This is a genomic window from Nonomuraea insulae, from assembly GCF_042656245.1.
Genome location: NZ_JBHSPA010000116.1, coordinates 100,187 through 124,056 on the forward strand (window position 1 = coordinate 100,187; position 23,870 = coordinate 124,056).

The 23,870-nt window shown below is 68.8% G+C and carries 19 protein-coding genes; 15 read left to right on the top strand and 4 right to left on the bottom strand.

The features are described from left to right. Positions 1-61: 61 nt before the first annotated feature. The 12 genes from ACFPZ3_RS65190 to ACFPZ3_RS65245 all read left to right on the top strand — a co-directional run bounded on the left by ACFPZ3_RS65190 (position 62) and on the right by ACFPZ3_RS65245 (position 14,938). The gene (locus tag ACFPZ3_RS65190; RefSeq protein ID WP_379524416.1) at positions 62-646 is read left to right on the top strand and encodes a TetR/AcrR family transcriptional regulator; all 585 of its coding nucleotides are present in this window, start codon (positions 62-64) and stop codon (positions 644-646) included. A 165-nt stretch (positions 647-811) separates the two neighbouring features. Then, entirely contained in the window at positions 812-1,825 is a 1,014-nt protein-coding gene (locus tag ACFPZ3_RS65195; RefSeq protein WP_379524417.1) for a LacI family DNA-binding transcriptional regulator, read from the top strand. A gap of 497 nt (positions 1,826-2,322) precedes the next feature. Continuing rightward, positions 2,323-2,973 carry a DUF1961 family protein gene (locus ACFPZ3_RS65200; RefSeq protein ID WP_379524418.1) on the top strand — a complete coding sequence of 217 codons (651 nt, stop codon included), beginning with the start codon at positions 2,323-2,325 and terminating at the stop codon, positions 2,971-2,973. A gap of 183 nt (positions 2,974-3,156) precedes the next feature. Next, positions 3,157-3,726, top strand: coding sequence for a YesL family protein (locus tag ACFPZ3_RS65205; RefSeq protein WP_379524419.1), 570 nt, complete (start codon positions 3,157-3,159; stop codon positions 3,724-3,726). Positions 3,727-3,845: 119 nt separating this feature from the next. Next, positions 3,846-5,279, top strand: coding sequence for an extracellular solute-binding protein (locus tag ACFPZ3_RS65210; protein WP_379524420.1), 1,434 nt, complete (start codon positions 3,846-3,848; stop codon positions 5,277-5,279). A gap of 65 nt (positions 5,280-5,344) precedes the next feature. Further along, complete coding sequence (locus ACFPZ3_RS65215; RefSeq protein WP_379524421.1) at positions 5,345-6,322, top strand: ABC transporter permease; 978 nt, start codon at positions 5,345-5,347, stop codon at positions 6,320-6,322. Positions 6,323-6,333: 11 nt separating this feature from the next. Beyond that, positions 6,334-7,245 (top strand): carbohydrate ABC transporter permease, encoded by a 912-nt coding sequence (locus ACFPZ3_RS65220; RefSeq protein WP_379524422.1) that lies wholly within the window; start codon positions 6,334-6,336, stop codon positions 7,243-7,245. A gap of 26 nt (positions 7,246-7,271) precedes the next feature. Further along, complete coding sequence (locus tag ACFPZ3_RS65225) at positions 7,272-9,845, top strand: exo-rhamnogalacturonan lyase family protein (RefSeq protein ID WP_379524423.1); 2,574 nt, start codon at positions 7,272-7,274, stop codon at positions 9,843-9,845. A 116-nt stretch (positions 9,846-9,961) separates the two neighbouring features. Next, positions 9,962-11,560 carry an ABC-F family ATP-binding cassette domain-containing protein gene (locus ACFPZ3_RS65230; RefSeq protein ID WP_379524424.1) on the top strand — a complete coding sequence of 533 codons (1,599 nt, stop codon included), beginning with the start codon at positions 9,962-9,964 and terminating at the stop codon, positions 11,558-11,560. Positions 11,561-11,673: 113 nt separating this feature from the next. Further along, positions 11,674-11,889 (top strand): helix-turn-helix domain-containing protein, encoded by a 216-nt coding sequence (locus ACFPZ3_RS65235; RefSeq protein ID WP_020547488.1) that lies wholly within the window; start codon positions 11,674-11,676, stop codon positions 11,887-11,889. A gap of 123 nt (positions 11,890-12,012) precedes the next feature. Beyond that, complete coding sequence (locus tag ACFPZ3_RS65240) at positions 12,013-12,828, top strand: enoyl-CoA hydratase/isomerase family protein (protein WP_379524425.1); 816 nt, start codon at positions 12,013-12,015, stop codon at positions 12,826-12,828. Between the two features lie 223 nt (positions 12,829-13,051). Further along, complete coding sequence (locus ACFPZ3_RS65245) at positions 13,052-14,938, top strand: ABC transporter ATP-binding protein (protein WP_379524426.1); 1,887 nt, start codon at positions 13,052-13,054, stop codon at positions 14,936-14,938. Here the strand turns inward: ACFPZ3_RS65245 and ACFPZ3_RS65250 are convergent. Beyond that, the gene (locus ACFPZ3_RS65250; RefSeq protein WP_379524427.1) at positions 14,910-15,794 is read right to left on the bottom strand and encodes a sulfotransferase family protein; all 885 of its coding nucleotides are present in this window, start codon (positions 15,792-15,794) and stop codon (positions 14,910-14,912) included. The genes ACFPZ3_RS65245 and ACFPZ3_RS65250 overlap by 29 nt on opposite strands. Positions 15,795-15,824: 30 nt before the next feature. On the opposite strand from ACFPZ3_RS65250, the gene ACFPZ3_RS65255 reads away from it, so the two are divergent. Genes ACFPZ3_RS65255 through ACFPZ3_RS65265 form a run of 3 tightly spaced genes read left to right on the top strand, consistent with a single transcriptional unit; the run spans position 15,825 to position 18,447 of the window. Further along, complete coding sequence (locus ACFPZ3_RS65255) at positions 15,825-16,562, top strand: SIR2 family NAD-dependent protein deacylase (protein WP_379524428.1); 738 nt, start codon at positions 15,825-15,827, stop codon at positions 16,560-16,562. Next, positions 16,549-17,445 (top strand): S66 peptidase family protein, encoded by an 897-nt coding sequence (locus tag ACFPZ3_RS65260; RefSeq protein ID WP_379524429.1) that lies wholly within the window; start codon positions 16,549-16,551, stop codon positions 17,443-17,445. The genes ACFPZ3_RS65255 and ACFPZ3_RS65260 overlap by 14 nt, the downstream gene beginning before the upstream one ends. A 33-nt stretch (positions 17,446-17,478) precedes the next feature. Then, positions 17,479-18,447 carry a hypothetical protein gene (locus ACFPZ3_RS65265; RefSeq protein ID WP_379524430.1) on the top strand — a complete coding sequence of 323 codons (969 nt, stop codon included), beginning with the start codon at positions 17,479-17,481 and terminating at the stop codon, positions 18,445-18,447. A gap of 257 nt (positions 18,448-18,704) precedes the next feature. Here ACFPZ3_RS65265 and ACFPZ3_RS65270 read toward each other — a convergent pair whose 3' ends face one another. The 3 genes from ACFPZ3_RS65270 to ACFPZ3_RS65280 form a co-directional block, all read right to left on the bottom strand. Further along, positions 18,705-20,630, bottom strand: coding sequence for an ATP-binding cassette domain-containing protein (locus tag ACFPZ3_RS65270; RefSeq protein WP_379524452.1), 1,926 nt, complete (start codon positions 20,628-20,630; stop codon positions 18,705-18,707). 465 nt (positions 20,631-21,095) lie between these two features. Continuing rightward, positions 21,096-22,259 (bottom strand): pyridoxal phosphate-dependent aminotransferase, encoded by a 1,164-nt coding sequence (locus ACFPZ3_RS65275; RefSeq protein WP_379524431.1) that lies wholly within the window; start codon positions 22,257-22,259, stop codon positions 21,096-21,098. A gap of 59 nt (positions 22,260-22,318) precedes the next feature. Then, positions 22,319-23,446, bottom strand: a complete 1,128-nt coding sequence (locus tag ACFPZ3_RS65280) for a PP2C family protein-serine/threonine phosphatase (RefSeq protein ID WP_379524453.1) — start codon at positions 23,444-23,446, stop codon at positions 22,319-22,321. Positions 23,447-23,870: the final 424 nt, after the last annotated feature.

The window sequence follows — 23,870 nt, forward strand, 5'->3', positions numbered from 1 at the left end:
GAATTCCGGTTGTTGGGACGGTACACTAAGCGGAATCGAGTCGTCCACTTGGGGGTCGTACGTGCGCGCGGATGCCAGGCGGAATCTGGGCAAGATCGTCGAGGCGGCCGCGGAGGTCGTCGCCGAGCGCGGCGTCAACGCCCCCATGGAGGCCATCGCCAAGCGCGCCGGCGTCGGCGTCGGCACGCTCTACCGCCGCTTCCCCGACCGCGACGCCCTGATCGCGGCCGTCGGCGACCACTACATCCACACGATGGCGGAGGCGCTCGACACGGCGTGCGGCAGCACCGCCGACGCCTGGGGCGCGATCTGGGACTTCATCTCCTGGGCCGCCGAGCCGGGCCGCACGGCGCTGTCCACCGCGCTGGCCGTGCTGCCGGACGAGGTGATCGTGGACAGGACCGAGTTCGCGCGGGTGCGCGAGCGGTGGGTGGGGCAGTTCGACGAGCTCGTACGCCGTGCGCAGGCCGAGGGCTCGATGCGCCCCGACGTCGGTGTCGAGGACCTCATCCACCTGTTGAACGTCTTCACCTGCCACCCCGACTCCCTGCCCGCGCCTGTGGCCGCCGATCCGCGGCGCTACCTGCGCCTGATGCTCGACGGCATGAAGTCCGGCGCCGCCACGGTCACCGAGTCGAGTCGTTGAGACGATTCAAAAGAATCTTGAATGCCGCTATGATGAGCCGAGTTCACGGTGCACCGCGTTCTGCGGTGCGCCGTACGTAGCGTTTCCTGCGCTTCACGGTGCTCCTTCGCGAGCGCCACGAGCGGCGGATTCCGCACATTCAGCAGCACGGCCTCGTGAGGATCGATGGCGACCAGGAGCATCAAGGAGGTCGCGCAGCTGGCGCGCGTCTCAGTGGGCACGGTGAGCAATGTGCTCAACCGCCCCGAGATCGTGTCCCCCGCCACACGCGAACGCGTCTTCGAAGCGATCAAGAAACTCGGGTTCGTCCGCAACGAGGTGGCCCGCCACCTGCGGATGGGCCGTAGTCGTACGGTCGGGCTAGTCGTGCTCGACGTGTCCAACCCGTTCTTCGTGGACGTGGCCCAGGGCGCCGAAGCGGTGGCCGACGATCACGACACGATGGTGGTGCTCTGCAACAGCGCCGGCGACCCCGGCCGCGAGCGCCGCCACCTCGACCAGCTCGAACAGCAGCGGGTGATGGGAATACTGATCACCCCAGTCGAGATGGACACCCCCTGGCTGGAGGAACTGACCGCCCGGGGCACCCCCGTGGTGCTGGTCGACAGCCCGGCGACCGGGCTGCAGTGCTCGGTGGCCGTGGACGACCGGCTCGGCGGGCAGATCGCCGGCGCTCACCTCATCGAACGCGGGCACCGGCGCATCATGTTCGTCGGCGGGCCGCCGTCCATCAAACAGGTGGCCGACCGGCACGCCGGCGTGACCAGCGCCGCCGCCGACGGCGCCGTCGAACTGCTCACCTGCACCGCCTCCACGCTCACAGTGGCCGAGGGACGGGCGATCGGGGAGCGGGTCGCGGCCCTGCCCGCCGACGAACGGCCCACCGCCGCCTTCTGCGCCAACGACATGATGGCGCTGGGCTTTTTACAGGCGATGGCCTCCCACGGGCTCCGGGTCCCGCAGGACCTGGCCATCATCGGGTACGACGACATCGACTTCGCCGCCGCTGCCGCCGTGCCGCTGTCCTCCGTCCGGCAACCTCGGGAACTGCTGGGCCGGACGGCCATCGATTTGTTGCTGGAGGAGGTGGCCGAGCCTGAACAACATCGGCATCGCCAGGTCATCTTCCAGCCTGACCTGGTGATTCGAGAGTCGAGCGCGTTGCGCCGGGAAGGGTGAGCTGCTCTTTCTCTTGGGGCCGGCTCGGCTGACGGGTGCGTGCATGTGAACGTCTGGCAGCTCTTGCCGCCGGTATCGATCGACGTGCTGGTCGCTGCGCGGCCGGTTCCGCGCCAGCGGTGGTCGGCGTGCGGTGGTGGCCGCTGTGCGGCGGGCTCTGCGCCGGTCGGCGTACGGCGGTTCCTGCGCCGGTCGGCGTACGGCGGTTCCTGCGCCGGTGGTGGTCGGTGTGCGGCTGTTCCTGTGCTGGTGGTGGTCGGTGTGCTGGTGGCCGTGCGCGTTGCGCCGGGCCCCTCCGTTCACCTTCTCGCCGACGCGGCGCGCCAGCGTGGGCGGCGGCGTGAGCTGGGCTTGCGGGTGTGTGCACCGCGCCCGCACCGCAGGTGGTGGCGTGTGCATGCCGGTCCCGAGGTGCGATGCAATGGCGGGCCCCGTGCATCAGAAGGTCCGGCCCGTGGCGGAGAGATGACGAACAACTGCGTCCCCGAAGGAGTCCCGTGAGCGAGATTTACCACAACCCCCTGTCCACCCCCGATGACCTGGCCGGATTCCGGATGGAAGGGGACGGGGCCACGTCGTTCCCCCAAGGGAGGCTGAGGTTGGAGAGCCGGAGACCGGCCTCCGACGGGCAGGCGGCCAACCTGGTGTTGTGGTGCCCGGAGGAGTTTCCGGCAGAGGTGCGGATCGAGTGGGAGTTCTGGCCGATCCGGGAGCCGGGGCTGGCGATCATGTTCTTCCACGCCAGGGGAAGGAACGGTGAAGATCTGTTCGATACGCCACCGCGCACCGGGCCGTACGAGCAGTATCACCACGGCGACATCGACGCCTACCACGTGTCCTACTTCCGCCGCATGTGGGCCTCCGAGCGGGCCCTGCACACCTGCAACCTGCGTAAGAGCCACGGGTTTCACCTGGTCGCGCAGGGTGCGGATCCGCTGCCGGGGGTGATGGACGCGGACGGGCCCTACACGGTGCGGGTGGAGGTCAAGGGGGGAGCGGTGAGCTTCTCAATCAACGATTTGGTCTCGTTCCGCTGGGAGGACGACGGCTCGATCGGCGGTTCCCCCCTGGCCGGAGGCAAGATCGGGTTCAGACAGATGGCTCCGCTGATCGGAGAGTACGCAAATCTCCGCGTATCTCGTCATTGACTTTGAGTCGATTCAACACTAATTTCGCACCAACCGCCGTTCACTCGCTTGTAACTAGGCAGGAACCACGGTGCAACACTTCCACCCCGCTGTCCGTGCACATGCCACGAAAGGTGGTGCCGGATGAACCACCCCTCCATGTCGATAAGGTTTCAAGCTGCCTGCTCAGAGCTCATATGGGCGGTGCAGCTGAACGTGATGTGGCTCGTTTTCACCCTCGCGGGAGGCGTGATTCTCGGGCTCGGGCCCGCCACCGTTGCCGCCTACACCCTGGCGCGGAGGCATGCCCGGAATGAATCGTTTCAGGCTTGGGCCGAATTCTGGGCCGTCTACCGACGGGAGTTCGTCCGGGCCTCGTTGCTGGTCCTGCCGGGGGCGCTGGCCGCCATCGTGCTGATCGGCAACTACCTCTACTTCTCCGCTCTGGGGCCCGGCATGGGGGCACCGCGGATCGCGACCTTCGTGGCGCTGATCGCACTGGCGGGTGTGGGGGCGCACGTAGGACCGCTCTACGTGCACTACGACCTGCCGCTGCGGGCCTACTGGCCCAAGGCGGCCCAGCTAGCGCTGCTGCGCCCGGCCTCGTCCGTGCTGTTGCTGCTAGCGCTCTCAGCCATCGCCTTCGCGACCTCGGTGGCGCCCATCCTGGCGCCGATGATCAGCTTCGGCGCGTGGATCTATCTCAACACGTGGCTCTGCCTGCGCTTCTTCCAGGAGAACGAGGCGCGCCTGCTTTCGAAAGGGAACTCATGAGCGCATCGCGTCGCCGGCGCCTCCTTGCCGGTGTGTTAACGCTAACGGCTGCTCTCACCGCCTCGGCCTGTTCTGGCGGTGGCGACGCGTCTCAGTCCGACCCGAACACGATCACCTTCATGTCGAAGCTGTTCGGCACGGCCCCCGAGCCGACCGGCGAGTTGCAGCAGGCCGTCGAGAAGTACCTCGGCAAGAAGATCAAGGTCACCTGGGTCCCCAACGCCGAGTACACCGAGAAGCTGAACGTCACCCTGGCCTCGGACAACATTCCGCAGGTCATCGTGGTGGATCCGCACCTTCCGGCGTTCGTCAAGGCCGCGCAGGCGGGGGCGTTCTGGGACTTGACCGACAAGCTGGACAAGTATCCGAACCTCAAGCCGGCGAACGCGCAGTCCGCGCTCAACGCCTCCATCAACGGCAAGACCTACGGCCTCTACCGGATGCGGCCCCTGCTGCGCTCGGCGGTCGTGATCCGCAAGGACTGGCTGAAGAAGGTCGGTCTCGAGGAGCCGAAGACGATCGAGGACTTCTACCAGGTCGCCAAGGCGTTCACCGAGAAGGACCCCGACGGCAACGGCAAGAAGGACACCTACGGCCTCATCATCCCGAAGTGGCCCGGCGACTACGCCAGCGCCAGCCCGTACGACGTGATCGAGACCTGGTTCGGCGCCCCGACCGGCTGGGGCGAGCGCGGCGGGAAGGTCGTGCCCGGGTTCGACACACCCGAGTTCCTCGAGGCCAACAATTGGCTGAAGAAGATGGTCGACGAGGGCCTGGTCAACCCCGACTTCGCCACCCTCGACTCCGCCAAGTGGAACGACCCGTTCTTCCACGGCAGGGGCGGCATGATCATCGACGTGAACATCCGCTCCCGCCAGCTCTTCGACCTGTTCAGGGAGAACGGTGACAAGGACTACGGCGACAAGGTCACCATGGTCGGCAACATGGCGAAGTCCGACACCGAGAAGCACTCCTACCCGTTCACGGGTTACGCCGACTCCCTGGCCATCTCCAAGCAGAGCGTGCGAACCGACGCCGAGCTGGACAACGTGCTGAAGACGCTGGACAAGCTGGCCACCAAGGACGGTCAGAACCTGGTCACGAACGGCATCGAGGGCCGCAACTACAAGGTCGAGAACGGCGACACCGCCGCGCTGATCAACGAGGACGACCCCGCGGTCAAGACCATCCAGGACAACGCGGACGACGCCTTCATCCAGCTCAGCACCAAGGGCAGCGTGGACACCGGCGGCATCGCCTACCAGCGCGTCCCGTCCGGCCAGGCGTACCGGGACATCCTCGACCTGCAGAAGAAGCTGGTGGCGGAGGACCTCAAGACGGCCGTGCACAACGTGGCGCTGCCCGTGATCTCGAACACGCAGATCGAGAAGGGCGCGCAGATCGACAAGATCGTCGCCGACGCCCGGGTCAAGTACCTGTCGGGCGCGATCGACGAAGCGGGGCTCAAGGCCGAGATCCAGCGCTGGCACACCAGCGGCGGTGACCAGGTGATCACCGAGATCAACGAGGGGCTCGCGAAGCTCCCCAAGTAGTCACCTCACGACCCGCCTGAGGGGCCCGGGCATTTTCCGGGCCCCTCATATGAAAGGAGGCCGCTGTGGCCACCGACCTGGCGACGCCTCCCGCGAAGGCGGCGTCCAAGGCGAAGAGGCGCAAGGCGGAGAAGGTGCCGCTGGGCACCGCGATCCTGCGTTACCGCTGGCTCTACCTGATGCTCCTGCCGGGCCTCGCCTACTTCGTGATCTTCAAGTACCTGCCGATGTACGGCGTGACCATCGCCTTCCAGGACTTCCTGCCGTTCCTCGGCTACTCGGGCAGCCCCTGGGTCGGCCTCAAGCACTTCGAAGCCCTCTTCGCCGGCGGCGACTTCGGCCTGCTGATGTTCAACACGCTCGTGTTGGCGCTGCTGCACATCTTCATCGTCTTCCCCGCGCCGATCGTCGTCGCGCTGCTGCTGAACGAGCTGCGGCTCAACATTCTCAAGCGCTCGATCCAGTCCCTCATCTACATCCCGCACTTCCTGTCCTGGACGATCGTCGCGTCGCTGACGTACGTGCTGTTCGCGGCCGATTTCGGCGTGTTGTCCGGCTGGATCCGCGACTTCCTGCACGACACCGCGAAGATCGACTACATGGCGCAGGAGGAGTGGTTCCGGCCGCTGATCGTCCTCCAGCAGCTCTGGAAGATGACGGGCTGGGGCACGATCATCTACCTGGCCGCCCTGGCCGGCGTGGACCCCAACCTGTACGAGGCCGCCCGCATGGACGGCGCCGGCCGTTTCCGCCAGCTCTGGCACGTCACGCTGCCCGCCATCCGCCCGACGGTCGTCGTCATGGCGATCCTCGCCTCCGGCAACCTGCTGGACACCGGCTTCGAGCAGATCTGGCTGATGACCACTTCGCTGAACCGCGACGTGGCGAACGTGTTCGACACCTACGTCTTCTACGCCGGCATCCAGAACGCCTCCTACAGCTACTCCACCGCCGTCGGCCTGTTCAAGGGCGTCGTCGGCGTCATCCTGATCTTCGGCTCCAACTGGCTGGCCAAGCGTATGGGCCAGCGGGGACTGTTCTGAGGAGGCCGGACATGACCACCATGACCGAGACCGAGCCCAAGAAGCTCACGGTCGACAACAACAGCTCGCTCGGCAGTCGCGTGTTCGACTCGCTCAACATCGCCGTGCTCCTCGGCCTGGCGCTGATCACGGTCCTGCCGCTGGTGTACGTGCTGGCCGCGTCGTTCGCCGGTGAGCCGGAGATCGCCTCCAGGCCCTTCTTCCTGTGGCCGGAGAAGATCGTCACCGAGTCGTACGCGTACATCTTCGCCACCCCCACCTTCGTCCGCGCCCTGCTCACGACCGTGATCGTGACCGCGGTGGGCATGGTGGTGCAGGTGCTGCTGACGTTCACCATGGCCTACCCGCTGGCCAAGCGGTATCTGCCGGGCCGCATCCTGGTCCTGAACCTGGTCATCTTCACGATGGTCTTCTCCGGCGGCATGATCCCCACCTACCTGGTGGTGCGCGACATGGGGCTGCTCGACAGCTACTGGGCGCTGATCCTGCCGCTGGCGATCAACCCGTTCTACCTGATCATTGTCAAGAGCTTCTTCCAGGAGCTGCCGCAGGCCCTGGAGGAGGCGGCGCGGATCGACGGCTGCAACGAGATGGGCGTCTTCTTCAAGATCGTCCTGCCGCTGTCCAAGCCGATCATCGCGACGTTCTCGCTGTTCTACGCGGTGGCGATCTGGAACGACTACATGTCGCCGCTGCTGTACATCAGCGATCCGAGCAAGTGGACGCTGCAGATCCTCGTCCGCCAGCTCACCAATACCGACGCCGCGAACGCCCTGGCGCAGATGGACCGCACCTGGATCCCGCCGGAGCAGGGCCTGAAGTTCGCCGTCATCGTGATCGCGACGCTGCCGATCCTGTTCTTCTACCCCTTCCTGCAGAAGCACTTCGCCAAGGGCGTGCTCATCGGAGGCGTCAAGGAGTGACTCGCACCACCCTCGAAGGAGATTCCATGACCGAGCTGCGCTGGCTGGACCGACCGGGAGACCAAGGGGTGACCTGGGGGGTTCCCTGGCCGCGCGGCGCGGTCGGGCGCGGCACGCCCTTCGCGCTGGCCGACGCCGAAGGGCGCGAGGTGCCCGTGCAGAGCTGGGTGACCGCGACCTGGCCCGACGGCTCGGTCAAGTGGTCGGCCCACGCCATCGGCGCGCGGCCGGACTCTGCGGCGTACCGGCTGGAGCCCGGTGAAGAGCCCGGAGCCCCCGCAGCCGCCGTCACCGTGACCAGGAAGGGCCGCGACCTGATCGTCGGCACCGGCGTCGTCACCTGGACGATCGGCGGCGGCGCGCTGGCCCGCTCGATCTCGCGCGGGAGCCGCGAGATCGCCAGGGACGTGCGCCTGGTCAGCCTGCGCCAGGGGGAGCCCACCCCCGACGAGGCCGGTCCCGTGGTCAGGGAGCAGGCCGCGGGCGTCGTCGAGAACGTCACGGTGGAGCAGGACGGCCCCCTGCGCGCCGTCGTGCGGCTGGAGGGCCGGCACGGCGACTGGCTGCCGTTCACCGTGCGCCTGTACTTCTACGCCGGCGCCGAGCACGTGCGCGTCATGCACACGTTCGTCTGGGACGGCGACCCCGAGCGCGACTTCCTGGCCGGGCTCGGGCTGCGCGCCGACGTGGTCATGCGCGACGAACCACACGACCGGCACGTGCGGCTGGCCGGGAGCGAGGGTTTCCTCACCGAGGCCGTACGCGGGCTGACCGGCCTGCGCCGCGACCCCGGCGAGGCCGCGCGCCGCGCCCAGGTCGAGGGCCGCCCGGCCGGCGAGCTGGACCCCGAGGTGGCGAGCCGGCTGCACCTCATCCCCACGTGGGGCGACTACACCCTCGACCAGACCTCCGCCGACGGCTACACGCTGCGCAAGCGCACGAAGGAGGGCCACTCCTGGGTGACGATCCCGGCCGGCGCCCGCTCCGCCGGGTACGGCTACGTCGGCGGCGTCAGCGGCGGCCTCGGCTTCGGGCTGCGCGACTTCTGGCGCCTGCACCCCGCCCGCCTCGACGTCAGGAACGCGGCCACCGACGTCGCCACCGCCACCGTCTGGTTGTGGTCGCCGTCCGCGCCGGCCATGGACCTGCGCTTCTACCACGACGGCATGGGCCAGGACACCTTCGCCGAGCAGCTCGAGGGCCTGGAGATCACGTACGAGGACTACGAGCCGGGCTTCGGCGACCCGCGGGGCATCGCGCGTACGCACGAGCTGAGCCTGCGCTTCCACGACGCCACCCCCGCGGCGCACGAGCTGGCGGCGCACGCCGCCGCCATGAACGAGCCTGGGCTGCTCACCGCGAGCCCCGAGCGGGTGCGCGAGGCGGGCGTGTTCGGCGTGTGGGGCCTGCCCGACCGCTCCACGCCCGCGCACGCCAAGATCGAGGACCGCCTGGACTTCCTGTTCGACCTCTACACCCGCGAGCGCGAGCAACGCCGCTGGTACGGGTTCTGGGACTACGGCGACGTCATGCACACCTACGACCGCGACCGCCACACCTGGCGCTACGACATCGGCGGCTACGCCTGGGACAACTCGGAGCTGTCACCCGACCTGTGGCTCTGGCTGCAGTATCTGCGCACGGGCCGGGCCGAGGTCTTCCGCTTCGCCGAGGCCATGAGCCGCCACACCGGCGAGGTGGACGTCTATCACCTCGGCAGGTGGAAGGGCCTGGGCAGCCGGCACAACGTGCAGCACTGGGGCTGCAGCTGCAAGCAGCTGCGCATCTCCAACGCCGCCTACCGGCGCTTCTACTACTACCTGACGGCCGACGAGCGCACCGGCGACCTCATGGACGAGCTCAGCGTCCCCGAGGAGACGTTCCTGGCGATCGACCCCCAGCGCAAGGTGCGCGAGGACGTCTACACCCCCGATCCCGCGGCCCTGTCGGTCGGCCTCGGCACCGACTGGGGCTCGCTGGCGGCGGCCTGGCTGACCCGGTGGGAGCGGCACGGGGACGAGCGGGCCAGGGACCGGCTGCTGGGCACGATGGCCGACATCGGCGCGATGCCACGACGGTTCCTGTCCGGCGAGGGCCGGATGGACCTGGAGACCGGGCGGTTCGACATCTCCCGCGACAAGATCTCCATCTCGCACCTGTCGTCGTTGTTCGGCCTGCCGGAGATGTGCGCCGAGCTGATCGGGCTCGACCTGGAGGTGCCCGGCTTCGAGGAGGCGTGGCTGGAGTACTGCCGGCTCTACCTCGCCACCCCCGAGGAGCAGGAGGCCGCGGTGGGGCAGCGGCTGAGCGGGATCTCGCTGATCCAGGCGCACAGCCGGCTCACGGCGTACGCGGCGGCGCGCACCGGCGACGCCGACCTGGCGGCCTGGGCCTGGCGCAAGTTCCGCCTGGGCGAGGGCGACCAGCTCAACCGCAACCCGCTGCAACACCAGGAGAACTGGGAGCTGACCCTGGTGGACGGCCCCGAGGTGCCGCATCCGGTGCGCGAGGCGCCCTTCGTCAGCACCAACAGCGCCGCGCAGTACGGGCTGGCCGCCATACACAACCTGGTGCTGATCGGCAAGCACCTGATTGAGTGATGATCGGATAGGTGGGGCTCCCACAGGGAGCCCTACACTGAGGTGTATGCATACTCCCGATTGACCGGCGTCGCACGCCCAATCCTCATTTCCTAGCTCGGGAGTGTCCGGTCACCATGATCATCGCTAATGATATCGAGCTGCGCGCGGGCGCGCGCCTGCTCATTGAGAAAGCCTCCTTCCGGGTCAATCCCGGCGACAAGATCGGGCTCGTCGGCCGCAACGGCGCCGGGAAGACGACCCTGACGAAGGTGCTGGCCGGCGAGGGTCTGCCCGCCGCGGGCACCGTCACCACCACCGGCAACGTGGGCTACCTGCCGCAGGACCCGCGCACCGGCGACCTGGAGGTGCTGGCCCGCGACCGCATCCTGTCCGCGCGCGGGCTCGACGAGGTCATCCGCAAGCTGCGGGAGGCGGAGCTGGGCATGTCGTCGGCCGACGACCGCACCCGGGAGAAGGCCGTCAGGCGCTACGGGCGGCTTGAAGATCAAATGCATGTGCTGGGCGGTTACGCGGCCGAGTCGGAGGCCGCCTCCATCGCCTCCAGCCTCGGCCTGCCCGACAGGGTGCTGGGACAGCCCTTGCAAACGCTTTCCGGGGGCCAGCGGAGGCGGGTGGAATTGGCGCGAATTCTTTTCAGCGGAGCGGAAACTCTCCTTCTTGACGAGCCGACAAACCACCTAGATGCGGACTCAATCGGCTGGCTTCGCGATTTTTTGCGCAGTCATCAAGGTGGCTTGGTGATCATCAGCCACGACGTCGGTCTTCTTGAAGCCACGGTCAACAAGGTCCTGCACCTGGACGCCAACCGCTCGGCCGTCGACCACTACAACGTCGGCTGGAAGGCCTACCTGGCCCAGCGGGAGACCGACGAGAAGCGCAGGAAGCGCGAGCGGGCCAACGCCGAGAAACAGGCCGGAGCCCTGCTGGCGCAGGCCGACAAGATGCGGGCCAAGGCGACCAAGGCCAAGGCCGCCCAGGACATGATGCGCCGCGCCCACCGGTTGTTGTCGGGCACCGAGGAAGAGCGCCAGAGCGACAAGGTGGCGCGGCTGCGCTTCCCCGAGCCGCTGCCGTGCGGGCGCACCCCGCTCATGGCCGAGGGCCTGTCGAAGTCCTACGGCTCCCTTGAGGTCTTCACCGACGTCGACGTGGCCATCGACCGAGGTCACAGGGTCGTCATCCTGGGGCTGAACGGCGCGGGCAAGACCACGCTGCTGCGGCTGCTGGGGAGCATCGAGACGCCCGACACGGGTGCGATCAAACCGGGACACGGCCTCAAGGTCGGTTATTACGCCCAGGAGCACGAGACTCTCGACAGCGGGCGGACGCTGCTGGAGAATATGCGATCTGCGGGCGGCGAGTTCACCGACACCGAGTTGCGCAAGGTGCTGGGTTCGTTCCTGTTCACGGGTGACGACGTCGACAAGCCCGCCGGGGTCCTGTCCGGCGGCGAGAAGACGCGTCTCGCACTAGCGATCCTGGTGCTCTCGAGTGCCAATGTGCTGCTTCTCGACGAGCCCACGAACAACCTCGATCCGGTCAGCCGCGAGCAGGTTCTCAATGCTCTGAGGTCGTATTCAGGAGCAATCGTCCTAGTCACCCATGACGAGGGTGCCGTTGACGCCCTGTCACCGGATAGGGTGATCTTGCTACCGGACGGAACTGAAGACGCATGGAGCGACGAATTTTCCGATCTTGTGGCACTTGCCTGATCTTAATTTGAGTGGGTACGGATCTTTTCCCGTGGAGTAGGTAGCCGATCCCGCTGAAATGACTGATCATGGCGGAGTAACGCTGCGGAAGTCCGGCACTACAGGAGGTACTCGTGGCCGAGACACTGAAGAAGGGCACCCGGGTCACCGGGGCCGACCGGGAAAAACTGGCCGGCGATCTCAAGAAGCGCTACGCCGCGGGCGAAAGCATCCGCGCGCTGGCCGCTTCAACCGGTCGGTCTTACGGGTTCATCCACCGCATCCTCAGCGAGTCCGGTGTGACTCTGCGCGGGCGCGGCGGGGCGACTCGAGGCAAGTCCAAGCGCTGACGGCCGCCTCGGAACGTGCGACCGCAGCCGCCCGTCCCTAGTCAGCCGCCGTCGCGCCCGAGCCAGAACGTTGTTCTGTAGGCTCGGGCGCGACGGTCAGCATTCCGGACGAGGGAGCGGGCGATGGCGGAAGCGCAGGCGCAACAGCGCGGGGGGTATACGGACGAAGACTCTGCCTCCGCGGGGAGCGGAGTCCGCTTCGAGGTGGACGGTGAGATAGCGACGATCGCGCTGGATCGGCCGGAAAAGCGCAACGCACAGACGTTCGCGACATGGTCCGAACTGGCTCGCATCGGCGAGAACCTGCCCGAGCAGGTGCGCGTAGTCGTCGTGAAAGGTGAGGGACCGTCCTTCTCGGCAGGTATCGACCTGCGAATGTTCACAGCTGAGGGGGTGCCCGGACAGGGCTCGTTCAGTTCGGCGGCCAAGAGCGACGACGCCGGCTTCGAGCAGCGCATCAGACAGGCCCAGGCGGGTTTCCTGTGGTTGCGCCGCCCGGAGATCGTCTCCATCGCCGCAGTGCAGGGCCACGCGATCGGCGCGGGATTTCAGCTCGCGCTCGCCTGCGACCTGCGGATCGTGGCCGAAGATGTTTCGTTCTGCATGAAAGAGCCCGCACTGGGCCTGGTGCCTGATCTGACGGGAACCAAGCCCCTGGTCGAGCTGGTCGGCCTGGCCAAGGCGATCGACATCTGCCTGACCGCCAGGACCGTGCACGCCGACGAGGCCATGCGCATCGGCCTCGCGGAGAGAGTGGTCGCCGGGGGCGACCTGGAGCAAGCGGTACAGGAGAAGGTCGCGCAGCTGCTGTCGACCCATCGTGACGCGGCTGCCGCGACCAAACGGCTCCTCCAGGGAGCGGGTGGCCGCACCCTGGAGGAACAGAGCCTGGCTGAGGGGAGGGAGCAGGCGGCTCGCATCAAGGCGCTCTTCGGCTGACTCACGGCTCAGGGGCCTCATGGCTGACGTGGGCCCGTACGGCTCCGTCCGCGCCCTGAGGCTCTGTGTAGCCCGCGGGGCACCTCGGGGACGGCGGCGGGCCGCAACGAACGCTCAGGGCCGCTCTGAGGGGCGGGGAACACGCCGGTTACGCGGTGAGCTGAGACGGGAATCCCGTGTGGCCCGGCGGCGCTGTCTCGGCGGAGGAGAGGGGATCCCCCGGATGGCGATGATGGGTGGGGGCTTCGGCCCCGGCATGATGACGTCCCTGCGGCGTGACGGCTCGGTGACCAAGCAGCGGCTGCGGCCGGGCACGGTGCGGCGCATCGCGCGCTACGCCAGGCCGTACACACGGCCGATCACGGCGTTCCTGGCGCTCGTCGTGGCCGGGGCGGTGATCGTGATCGCCAACCCGCTGCTGATGAAGGCGATCATCGACGACGGCATCCTGCCCAAGCGGCCGAGCGTGGTCGTGGGGCTGGCCGTGGCGATCGCCGTGCTCGCGCTGGTGGACGCCGGGCTGACGCTGGTGCAGCGGTGGTTCTCCTCCCGCATCGGCGAGGGCCTGATCTACGACCTGCGCACCGAGGTGTTCGACCACGTGCAGCGCATGCCGGTCGCGTTCTTCATGCGCGCCCAGACCGGCGCGCTGGTCAGCAGGCTCAACACCGACGTGATCGGCGCCCAGCGCGCCCTGACCAGCACCCTGTCCTCGGTCGTGTCCAACGTGGTCAGCCTGATCCTGGTGCTGGGCGCGATGCTGGCACTGTCGTGGCAGGTGACGCTGGTCGCGCTGGTGCTGCTGCCGATCTTCATCGTGCCCGCCAAGTTCGTCGGCCGCCGCATGTCGGCGCTGACCCGCGAGCAGATGCAGCTCGACGCCGAGATGAGCTCGGTCACCACCGAGCGCTTCAACGTGGCCGGCGCGATGGTCGCCAAGCTCTACGGCCGTCCAGAGGACGACGCCGAGGTCTTCGGCAGCCGCGCGGCCAGGGTGCGCGACGTGGGCGTGACGGTCGGCATGTACGGCACCGTCTTCCGGGTCGCGCTCGGCCTGGTCGCGGCGCTGGCCACCGCCCTCGTCTACGGCATCGGCGGCGTCCTGTCCGTCTCCGGCGTCTTCGAGCTCGGCACGCTGGTGGCCCTGGCCGCCCTCCTGATGCGCCTCTACGGCCCGCTCACGTCCCTGTCCAACGTGCACGTGGACGTGATGACCGCGCTCGTCAGCTTCGACCGCGTCTTCGAGATCCTCGACCTCAAGCCCATGGTGGCCCAGAAGCCGGACGCCGTGCCGGTGCCGGAGGGCCCGGTGACGATCGAGTTCGACGACGTGCGCTTCCGCTACCCGGCCGCCGAGGAGGTCTCCCTGGCCTCACTGGAGTCGGTGGCCAGGCAGGACACCGGGCCGTCCCAGCCGGTGCTCAAGGGCGTGTCCTTCACGGCCGAGCCAGGCCAGCTCATCGCCCTCGTGGGCCACAGCGGGGCCGGCAAGACCACGATGACCTCGCTGGTGTCGCGGCTCTACGACGTCAACGAGGGCGCCGTGCGGATCAACGGGCTCGACGTGCGCGACGCCACGCTCGGCTCGCTGCGCGACACCGTCGGCGTGGTCATGCAGGACGCGCACCTCTACCACGACACGATCGGCGCCAACCTGCGTTACGCCAGGCCCGAGGCGAGCGACGAGGAGATCTGGGAGGCGCTCAGGGCCGCGCAGATCGGCGACCTCATCGAGGGCCTGCCCGACGGGCTGGACACCGTGGTCGGCGACCGCGGCTACCGGCTGTCCGGCGGTGAGAAGCAGCGGCTGGCGCTGGCCAGGCTGCTGCTCAAGGCGCCGCGCGTGGTCGTGCTCGACGAGGCCACCGCGCACCTCGACTCCGAGTCCGAGGCGGCGGTGCAGGTGGCGCTGAAGACCGCGCTGCAGGGGCGCACGTCGCTGGTCATCGCGCACCGGCTCTCGACGATCAGGGAGGCCGACGAGATCCTCGTCGTGCACGACGGGCGCATCGCCGAGCGCGGCGGGCACGAGGAGCTGCTGGCGCTCGGCGGGATCTACGCCGAGCTCTACCGCACGCAGTTCAGCTCTTCAGGTAGCCCAGCCGCCTGAGCTCCTCCCTGGCCACCTTCTCCACCAGCTCCACATCGGTCTGGCGCAGGCGGGTGCGCCAGGCGCCGACCTTGGGGACCGCGGTGTCGTACAGGACGACCTTTGACACCCGCGTCTCCAGGAACTCCGACAGCCTGGCCACCGACTGCGGCGGCTTCTGGATCAGGTCCTCGTAGCGCAGCGTCAGGAGTTGCGGATCGGGCAGCGTGCGGCGCAGCTCGGCGCTCAGCCGTACGGCGCTGCGCCAGCGCAACGCGCTCTTGCCCGCCGCCGGCATGCTCTTCCAGCGCTCCAGGTGCTCGTCCTTGTTGACGCCCAGGAACGGGTTCGGGAAATCGCTCGTCTCCGACGACATCGCCGGCTTGAACCAGGCCAGGCACGCCGGGTCGCCCAGCATCCCGGCCACCGCGTCCCTGCCGTCGCGGATGAGCTGGACGAAACGGGCGTCGGGGAACGCCTGGAGCAGCACCGGCACGCTGTACAGGAGGTCGGGGCTGCCGTCGCCGAAGCGGGTGACCTCGCTCGCGGACACGCAGGGGCCGGTCCCCGTGACGCCGCCGGCCTCCCGGCACGACTCCGCGCAATCGCCGCACGAGCGGGGCAGCACCTGCCACGACTCGGCCAGGGCGTCGCGCATCACGCGTACGGCGCCGGAGGTGGCGGCGATGGACGGCTTGCGGGCGAAGGCGTAGACCACGTGGGCCACGCTCGAGCGGCCCATCGTCACGTGGAAGCCAGGGGAGCGTTTGAGGGCGCGGGCGAGCAGGTCCGCGCCGGAATGCGGCGCTCCGACCAGGAAGACAGGCCGGCGGACCTTGATGCCGTTGACCACGAGGATGTGGGGCGGAAGTCGCATACGAGAGGTAAGTGTGACACCGTTTGCCAGGTGAATGAGCCAACGTCGGTGTCTGTGCTCACCGGAGCGGGCATCTCCACCGATTCCGGGATTCCCGACTATCGCGGGCCCCAGGGCGTCTGGACGAAGAACCCGCAGGCCGCGGTCAACGCCACGATCGACCGCTACCTCGCCGACCCCGACGTCAGGCGCGCGTCGTGGCAGGCCAGGCTCACTCACCCGGCCTTCGGCGCCGAGCCGAACGGCGCGCACCGCTCGCTGGTCGACCTGGAGCACGCCGGGCTGCGGCGCGCCCTCATCACGCAGAACATCGACGAACTGCACCAGCTCGCCGGATCGGCCCCCGAGAAGGTCATCGAGCTGCACGGCACCATCCGCCGCGCCGAGTGCGTCTCCTGCGACCTGATCACGCCCATGCCCGAGGTGCTCGCCCGCGTGAGCGCGGGCGAGGACGACCCGCCCTGCCCGCGCTGCGGCGGAATCCAGAAGTCGAACACGATCTCCTTCGGGCAGGCGCTCAAGTCCGAGGTGCTGGGCGCGGCGCTGGACGCCGCCCGCTCGTGCGACGTGTTCGTCGCGGTGGGCAGCTCGCTGACCGTGCACCCCGCCGCCGGCCTGTGCGGCGAGGCGCTCGACGCCGGTGCGCAGCTCGTGATCGTGAACGCCGAGCCCACGCCCTATGACTCCTTCGCCGATCGGGTGATCAACGAGCCCATCGGCCAGGCACTGCCCGCGCTCGTCAAGGAGCTGATCGATGCAGCAAGGTGACACCGTCGCCATCGTCTCGCCCTCGGGCCCGCCCAGCGCCGTCCTGCTCGGACGGGGTGTGGAGCGCCTGGAGGGGCTCGGGCTGAAGGTGGTGGTGGGCGCGCACGCGCTCGACCGCCAGAGCCTGGACTACCTGGCAGGCGACGACGCCGCCCGCGCCGCCGACCTGCAGGCCGCCTGGTGCGACCCGGCCGTCTCCGCGGTGTTCTGCTGCCGGGGCGGCTACGGCGCGGGCCGCCTGCTCGGCCTGCTCGACTGGGACGCCATGCGGGCGGCCGGGCCCAAGGTGCTGCTCGGGTCTAGCGACATCACGGCGCTGCACAACGCGTTCGCGATCGAGCTGGGCGTGCCGACGCTGCACGGGCCGATGGCGGCCTGCGACGTCGTCGCGGGTGATGAGGAGGGGCCGGAGCCGCGTACGTGGGAGAGCCTGCGCCGGGCCCTGTTCGATGTCGTTCCCCCTGTTCACGGGGACCGGGTGCTGGCGCCCGGGCGGGCCGAGGGGGTGGTGAGCGGCGGTAACCTGTCGCTGCTGGCCTCGATGTGCGGCACCCGGTGGCAGCCGTCGTTCTCGGAGCGGATCGCGTTCCTGGAGGACGTCGGGGAGGAGCCGTACCGGATCGACCGGATGCTCACCCAGCTCCTGCAGGCGGGGGTGTTCGACGGAGTGCGGGGGATCGCGCTCGGTTCGTGGGTGGGATGCGGGGATCCGTACCCTGTGCTGGAAGACCGGCTGGGGGCGCTCGGGGTGCCCGTGGTGGCCGGGTTGCCGGTGGGTCACGGGTCGCCACAGATGAGCCTGTGGCTGGGAGCACTTGGTGTTATCGATACCGAATCGTGCTCCCTAGCTGACCTGAGGGGGAATGAGGAGCAGGCAAGGTAGGAGGGACGAATCCGACAGAAAGGGACACGGCGCGTGAACTTGTTCAGGCGTGACCGCGAGCCCTCGCGCCGGCCGGTTGAGGACGTCGATCTCGACTCGCTGCTGTCGCTCGTCGCGGAGTCCCTCGGATATTCCTTCGAGTTCGCCCATGACGGCTCCTCCGTGACGCTCAGGGCTTTCGGAGACGGTTACTTCAGTGACGACGGCCTCGGAGGCGGTGGTTACCGGGACGGCGGCCCCCAGGGCGACGGTCCCGGTGGCGGCCGCCCCGGGGGCGTCGAGGAGCTGGCCGTGAAGCTCACGGGGCTGCGGCGGGAGGCCGGGCGCAGGGCCAGGGAGGACTGGCCGATGCTGGTCTCCGAGCACCTCGCGCACGCGGTGGCCACCGCCGGTGAGCGGCTGGACGTGTGCGACCTGGAGCAGGCCCGGCCCCTGATGCTGACCCGGGTGGAGTCCGTGGACGAGGTGGCCGACCTGACCCGCGTCGTCGGCCGCCACCTCAACGGCGACCTGGTCGAACTGCTCACCGTGGCCGGGCGCGCCGTGCGGCCCGAGCAGGCCGGGTGCTGGCCGCTGCCCACGGGGCAGGCCCTCGACCAGGCCGTGGCCAACGTGCGCGGGCAGGAACGGCTCCGGCTGGAGAACATCGAACTGACCGGCACGCCGGTGACCCGGCTGACCGCCTCCGGGCCGACCGCCGCCACGCACCTGCGGTGGCTGGGCGACTACCTGCCGGTGCCCTCGGACGGGGTGCTCGTGGTGCTGCCCGATCCGTACACGCTGCTCGTACATCCGGTGGACGGGATCGGCGTGGTACGCGCGATCGAGCGGCTGCGGGTGCACGCGGCGCGCACGGACGGGCTCAGTCCGCAGGTGTACTGGTGGCACGAGGAGCGGCTGACGCTCATCAGGGCCGACATCGTGACCCAGCGCGGGCAGACGCGGCTGGTCGTGGCTCCGCCTCCGGACTTCGCCCGCGTCCTGGCCCGCCTGGCCGTCTGACCCCGCCTTCGACCCTTTCACCTCTCTTCCGCGCACCGCCGTACTTCGGCGAGGGCCTTTGGGAGGAAGGTGAGCGCGCGCCGGGCGGTTGGGGCGTGCCCGGCGGGGATGGTGGATGCGCTCGGCCTTCCGGCCGCGAAGCGATGGCCTTCCGTTCGAGGGCCGGCAGCGCCCGTGCGGTGGGGCCTTACGGCCGTGTGTGCGACGGCCCTCCGTCGTTGGGCCCCCGCCGCGGAGTGCGGCGGGGGCCGTCGGGGTCAGGGCTGGTTGACGTAGTCGCGCAGGTGGATGGCCGTGAGGGAGGTGCCGGTGGCCACGAGGTCGCCCGGGGTGCCGGAGAAGACGACCTGGCCGCCGTCGTGGCCGGCCCCTGGACCGAGGTCGACGATCCAGTCGGCGTGTGCCATGACCGCCTGGTGGTGCTCGATCACGATGACCGTGTTGCCGGCCTCGACCAGGCGGTCCAGGAGGGCCAGGAGCTGGTCCACGTCCGCCAGGTGCAGGCCGGTGGTGGGCTCGTCCAGCACGTACATGGTGCCGTTCTTGGCCATGTTGATGGCGAGCTTGAGCCGCTGGCGCTCGCCCCCGGACAGCGTGGTGAGGGGCTGTCCGAGACCGAGGTAGCCGAGGCCGACGGCGACGAGGCGGTCGAGGATGACGCCGGCCTGCCCCGAGGGGAAGAACTCGCGGGCCTCGGCGATCGGCATCGCGAGGACCTCGCTGATGTTCTTGCCGCGCAGCCGGTACGTCAGCACCTCCGGCGTGAACCGCCTGCCCTCGCACTCCTCGCACACCGAGGCCACCGTGGCCATCATGGCCAGGTCGGTGTAGATGAGCCCGATGCCCTTGCACGCCGGGCAGGCGCCCTCGGAGTTGGCGCTGAAGAGACCCGGCTTGACCCCGTTGGCCTTGGCGAAGGCGGTGCGGATCGGGTCGAGCACCCCGGTGTAGGTGGCCGGGTTGCTCCTGCGCGAGCCCCGGATCGGTGACTGGTCGGCCACCACCACGCCGTCAAGGCCGGCGACGTGGCCGTGGATCAGGGAGCTCTTGCCCGACCCCGCCACGCCGGTGACCACGGTCAGGACGCCGAGCGGGAGGTCCACGCTCACGTCGCGCAGGTTGTGCAGGGTGGCGTTCCTGATCGGCAGGTGGCCGGTGGGCTTGCGGACCTCCTCGCGCAGGCGCACGCGGTGGTCGAGGTAGCGGCCCGTCAGGGTGCCGGAGGAGCGCAGGCCGGCCAGGCGGCCGTTGTAGCAGACGCGCCCGCCGTCCGTGCCCGCGCCGGGACCGAGGTCCACGACGTGGTCGGCGATCGCGATCGTCTCCGGCTTGTGCTCGACGACGAGCACCGTGTTGCCCTTGTCGCACAGCGCGAGCAGCAGGCGGTTCATGCGCTGGATGTCGTGCGGGTGCAGCCCGGCGGTGGGCTCGTCGAAGACGTAGGTGACGTCGGTGAGGCTGGAGTTGAGGTGGCGTACCATCTTCACCCGCTGCGCCTCGCCGCCCGACAGCGTGGCGGACTCGCGGTCGAGGCTGAGGTAGCCGAGGCCGATCTCGACGAGGGAGTCGAGCGTCGAGCGCAGGCCCTCCAGCACCGGCCCGACCGAGGCGTTGCCGATGCCGCGGACGAAGTCGGCCAGGTCGTTGATCTGCATGGCCGAGCACTCGGCGATGTTCCTGCCCTGGATGCGGGCCGAGAGCGCGGCCTCGTTGAGCCGGGCTCCGTCGCAGGAGGGGCAGGGGCCGAGCCGGATCGCCCGGTCGGCGAACGCCCGCGCCGCCGGCTGCAGGGACTCGCGGTCCTTGCCCAGGTAACCGCGCCTGACGCGGACGGCCAGGCCCTCGTAGGTGAAGTTGTTGGAGGCGTACTTGAGTTTCGTGGCGGGTTTGTGGAGCAGGTCCTGCCACTGCTGCTCGGTGAAGTCCTTCAGCTTGACGGCGGGGTCGAACAGGCCGGAGCCGGCCACGACCTGCCATGGCCAGCTGTCCACGGCGTACCCGGGGGCCTTGATCGCGCCCTCGTTCAGGGACAGCTCGCGGTCGACCAGCGCGTTCACGTTGATCTCGGACGCCTTGCCCAGCCCCTCGCACTCGGGGCACATGCCTTCCGCGAGGTTGAAGCTGAAGGCGCCGGCCGAGCCGACGTGGGGCTCGGCGATCCGGCTGAAGATGATCCGCAACATGGTGTGGGCATCGGTGGCGGTGCCCACGGTGGAGCGGGCGTTGGCGCCCATCCGCTCCTGGTCCACGATGATCGCCGCGCTCAGGTTGCACAGCGCGTCGACGTCGGGGCGGGCCAGGCTCGGCATGAACCCCTGGATGAACGCCGTGTACGTCTCGTCGATCAGCCGCCGGGACTCGGCGGCGATCGTGTCGAAGACGAGTGAGGACTTGCCGGAGCCGGACACTCCGGTGAACACGGTGAGGCGCCGCTTGGGAATGTCCAGGGAGACGCTCTTGAGATTGTTCTCCCTGGCGCCACGGACCTGGATGTTGTCGTGGCTGTCCGCGGCGGTGTGATCGCGAGTCTGGACGGTGCTTGCCTGGTGGCTGGAGAGCACGGAACCCTTCCATCGTCGGCCGACTGTTTATGCTGTAAAGGGATAGCCGGGACAGCATACATCGGCCTGGGACCGCGCAAACCCCTCCTAAGCGGACAGTGGATTGACGGCCCGATGGTGCAGGCCGTTGACGGGGATCTCGTGCAGGCTGCCCGAGTACAGGAACTGGGTCATGCCGATCAGCAGCCTGCGCACGTCCTCCTGCGGGCGTACGACCAGGCGCAGGAACTGGCTGGTGGTGCCGAGCTTGTTGCCGCACTCGCGGACGTACACGCCGTGCTCGGTGAGCAGGTGGTCGCGCAGCGGCACCCCGTCCTGGCCCGGCGGCAGCTTCACCAGCAGGAAGTTGCCCTGCGAGGCGAACACCGACAGTCCCGGCATGGTGCTGAGCTGCTGGAACATCGCTCTCCTGTCGTGGCCCAGCCGCGTGAGGCTCTCCTGGTACTCGGGCATGAACTGCCGCATCATGAACACCACGACCTCGGCGAAGGAGTTGAGGTTCCACTTGGGCAGCGCGTCGCGCACGCGGCCCGCCAGCGCCGGGTTGGCGACCATGTAACCGAAGCGGATGCCGTGCAGGCCGAAGTTCTTGCCCAGGCTGCGCAGCACGATGACGTTCGGCCGCACGGCCGCCTCGGCCGCGACCCCCGGGTACGGCTCGGCGTCCACGAAGTCGCCGAACGACTCGTCCACGATCACCAGGTCGAGGTCGATGAGCCGGTCGAGCAGGCGCAGCACCTCGTGCTTGGGCAGGTAACCGCCGTCGGGGTTGTTCGGGTTGCAGATCACCGCCACACGGGAGCCGCGCGTGCGGATGAACGAGACGTAGTCGTTCACGTCGAGCGCGAAGTTGCGGCTCTCCAGCAGCGGGTACATGTCCACCCGCTTGCCCGTCTCCAGCGGCTGGTCGGTCCAGCGGCCGAAGGTGGGGATCGGCACCGCCAGGCTCTCGCGCACCAGCAGGTGGTCGATCCAGGTGATCAGCTCGGTCGAGCCGTTGCCCATCGCGACCGTCTTGGGGTGCAGCCCGAGCGTGGAGCAGAGCTCGTCGGTGATCGTGCCCGCGTCGCTCGGATAGAACTTGAGTATCGTCTCCAGATTTCTCCCGAGGTGCTCGAAGATATCCGGTGTAGGGAAGTAAGGGTTGCACGGGATGCAGAAGTCCACCGGGGCGCGCTCACCCGCCGAGCCGCGCATGAGCGAAAAGTACGACGGGCTGTGCGCCTGCGCCCGCAAGAGACTGAGCTCCACGACACCTCCATGGACCACGTGTCCGATGTGTGTAGGTACGCGCGGATGGGGCCAGCGGTTCATGAGGGTGTGCTGGGTCGTTCCGTCCTGCGGAGCGTGAGGATGGCGACGTCGTCGCGCGGGGCGGCACGGGTGAAGGCCCGCAGGTCGGCCGCGAGCGTACGGGCGAGTGCCGCGGGCGGGGAGCCGGCCCACGCGCGCAGCCGCTCCTCCAGCGGGTAGAAGGCGCCGCGGGGGTCGCGGGCCTCGGTCACCCCGTCGGTGCACAGCAGCAGCGTCGCGCCAGGCGGGAAGGAGAATCGCACGCCCCTGCGCGGCGTCTTCGCCAGTTCCTCCACGCCGAGGGGCACCGCGGGCTCGCCCAGGTCCACCTGGTGGGCGTCGCCGTCGTGGATGAGGTAGGGGGCGATGTGGCCGCAGTTGACGGCCTCGACCACCGGCCCGACCTCCGTCTCCGGGCCGATGTCGAGCACGAGGGCGGTGACCAGCCGCTCGGGCTCGCCGGTCAGGGTGGCGAAGAAGTTCTGCCTGACCACGGTGGTCTCCATGGCGGCCACGACGCCGGTGAGCGTGTGCTCCCGGTAGGCCGCCTCCTTGAACGATCCCAGCACGGCCAGCGCCGTGCCGATCGCCGGGATGCCCTTGCCCTGGACGTCCGCGATCAGCACCCGGGTGCCGTGCCGGGAGACGGCCACCTCGTACATGTCGCCGCCGACCATCGCGTCGCCCTCCACGGGCTGGTAGAGGCCGTCCACCAGCACCTCCGCGGTGCGCAGCGGCAGCGGGCGCACGATCAGCCGCTGCAGGGCGGACGACGCCGAGCGCAGCCGGGCCACCTCCTCCTCGCGGTGCACGCGGTAGCGGCACCCGAGCACGCTGAACACCCCGAACAGCGCCGCGAACCCGGTCGCCAGCAGGACGTCGTCCACCTGCCCGCGCAGATAGATGCCGGTGACGGCCTCCACCAGCACGACCCACACGGTGGCGGTGACCGTCTGCCACACCTCGCCGAGGCCGGAGACGATCGCGGGCAGGAAGATGAGCAGCGGGAACAGCCGCACCGCCGTGCCCGTGGTCACGTCGAGCACGACCACCACGGCGGTGATGAGGACGAGGCCCACCACGAACAGCGGCGTCCACAGGTGCGGCCCGTCGCCGCGCCGCCGCCGTCGCCCGTCGCTGGTCATCTTCACCCCCGTGTCACCTTCTATCAGTAGGTTTCTCCGCTCCGGCCCGCTGGCGCGCGGCCTTGACTCCACCTTGCCCTGGCAGGCAAATGAGAGCGCATTAGCGCGATTATTCGCACGGCCATGAGAACAGCCGCCCGGGCGCATTTTAATGGCAATGGAATTCGTGTTCACCGGGCGGGCGGGGCTGATTCATAACGCTCTGTACTGCAAGGATAGGCCCTGCGGCTGCGTTGAGTAAACTGCTGCGTCCCTTATGACGGGGTTTGTTGATATTGGCAGGCAATTTTCCTTGTGCTGCGGGCAATGGGATCGTGAGCTCTCATTTTAATTTAATCCCCGAACTCATTGACACAGGAAAATGATCTTGTAAGCATCTGAGTTGAGATGGGTGCGGCTAATTCATGTCAGGAAAGGGAGCGTC

What these genes read in the sequence shown, in the direction of transcription:
- ACFPZ3_RS65220 (WP_379524422.1), top strand. Translation starts at nt 6,334, where the DNA reads ATGACCACCATGACCGAGACCGAGCCCAAGAAGCTCACGGTCGACAAC.
- ACFPZ3_RS65280 (WP_379524453.1), bottom strand. Translation starts at nt 23,446, where the DNA reads ATGACCAGCGACGGGCGACGGCGGCGGCGCGGCGACGGGCCGCACCTG.
- ACFPZ3_RS65230 (WP_379524424.1), top strand. Translation starts at nt 9,962, where the DNA reads ATGATCATCGCTAATGATATCGAGCTGCGCGCGGGCGCGCGCCTGCTC.
- ACFPZ3_RS65240 (WP_379524425.1), top strand. Translation starts at nt 12,013, where the DNA reads ATGGCGGAAGCGCAGGCGCAACAGCGCGGGGGGTATACGGACGAAGAC.
- ACFPZ3_RS65270 (WP_379524452.1), bottom strand. Translation starts at nt 20,630, where the DNA reads ATGTTGCGGATCATCTTCAGCCGGATCGCCGAGCCCCACGTCGGCTCG.
- ACFPZ3_RS65250 (WP_379524427.1), bottom strand. Translation starts at nt 15,794, where the DNA reads ATGCGACTTCCGCCCCACATCCTCGTGGTCAACGGCATCAAGGTCCGC.
- ACFPZ3_RS65210 (WP_379524420.1), top strand. Translation starts at nt 3,846, where the DNA reads ATGTCGAAGCTGTTCGGCACGGCCCCCGAGCCGACCGGCGAGTTGCAG.
- ACFPZ3_RS65195 (WP_379524417.1), top strand. Translation starts at nt 812, where the DNA reads ATGGCGACCAGGAGCATCAAGGAGGTCGCGCAGCTGGCGCGCGTCTCA.
- ACFPZ3_RS65245 (WP_379524426.1), top strand. Translation starts at nt 13,052, where the DNA reads ATGGCGATGATGGGTGGGGGCTTCGGCCCCGGCATGATGACGTCCCTG.
- ACFPZ3_RS65225 (WP_379524423.1), top strand. Translation starts at nt 7,272, where the DNA reads ATGACCGAGCTGCGCTGGCTGGACCGACCGGGAGACCAAGGGGTGACC.
- ACFPZ3_RS65260 (WP_379524429.1), top strand. Translation starts at nt 16,549, where the DNA reads ATGCAGCAAGGTGACACCGTCGCCATCGTCTCGCCCTCGGGCCCGCCC.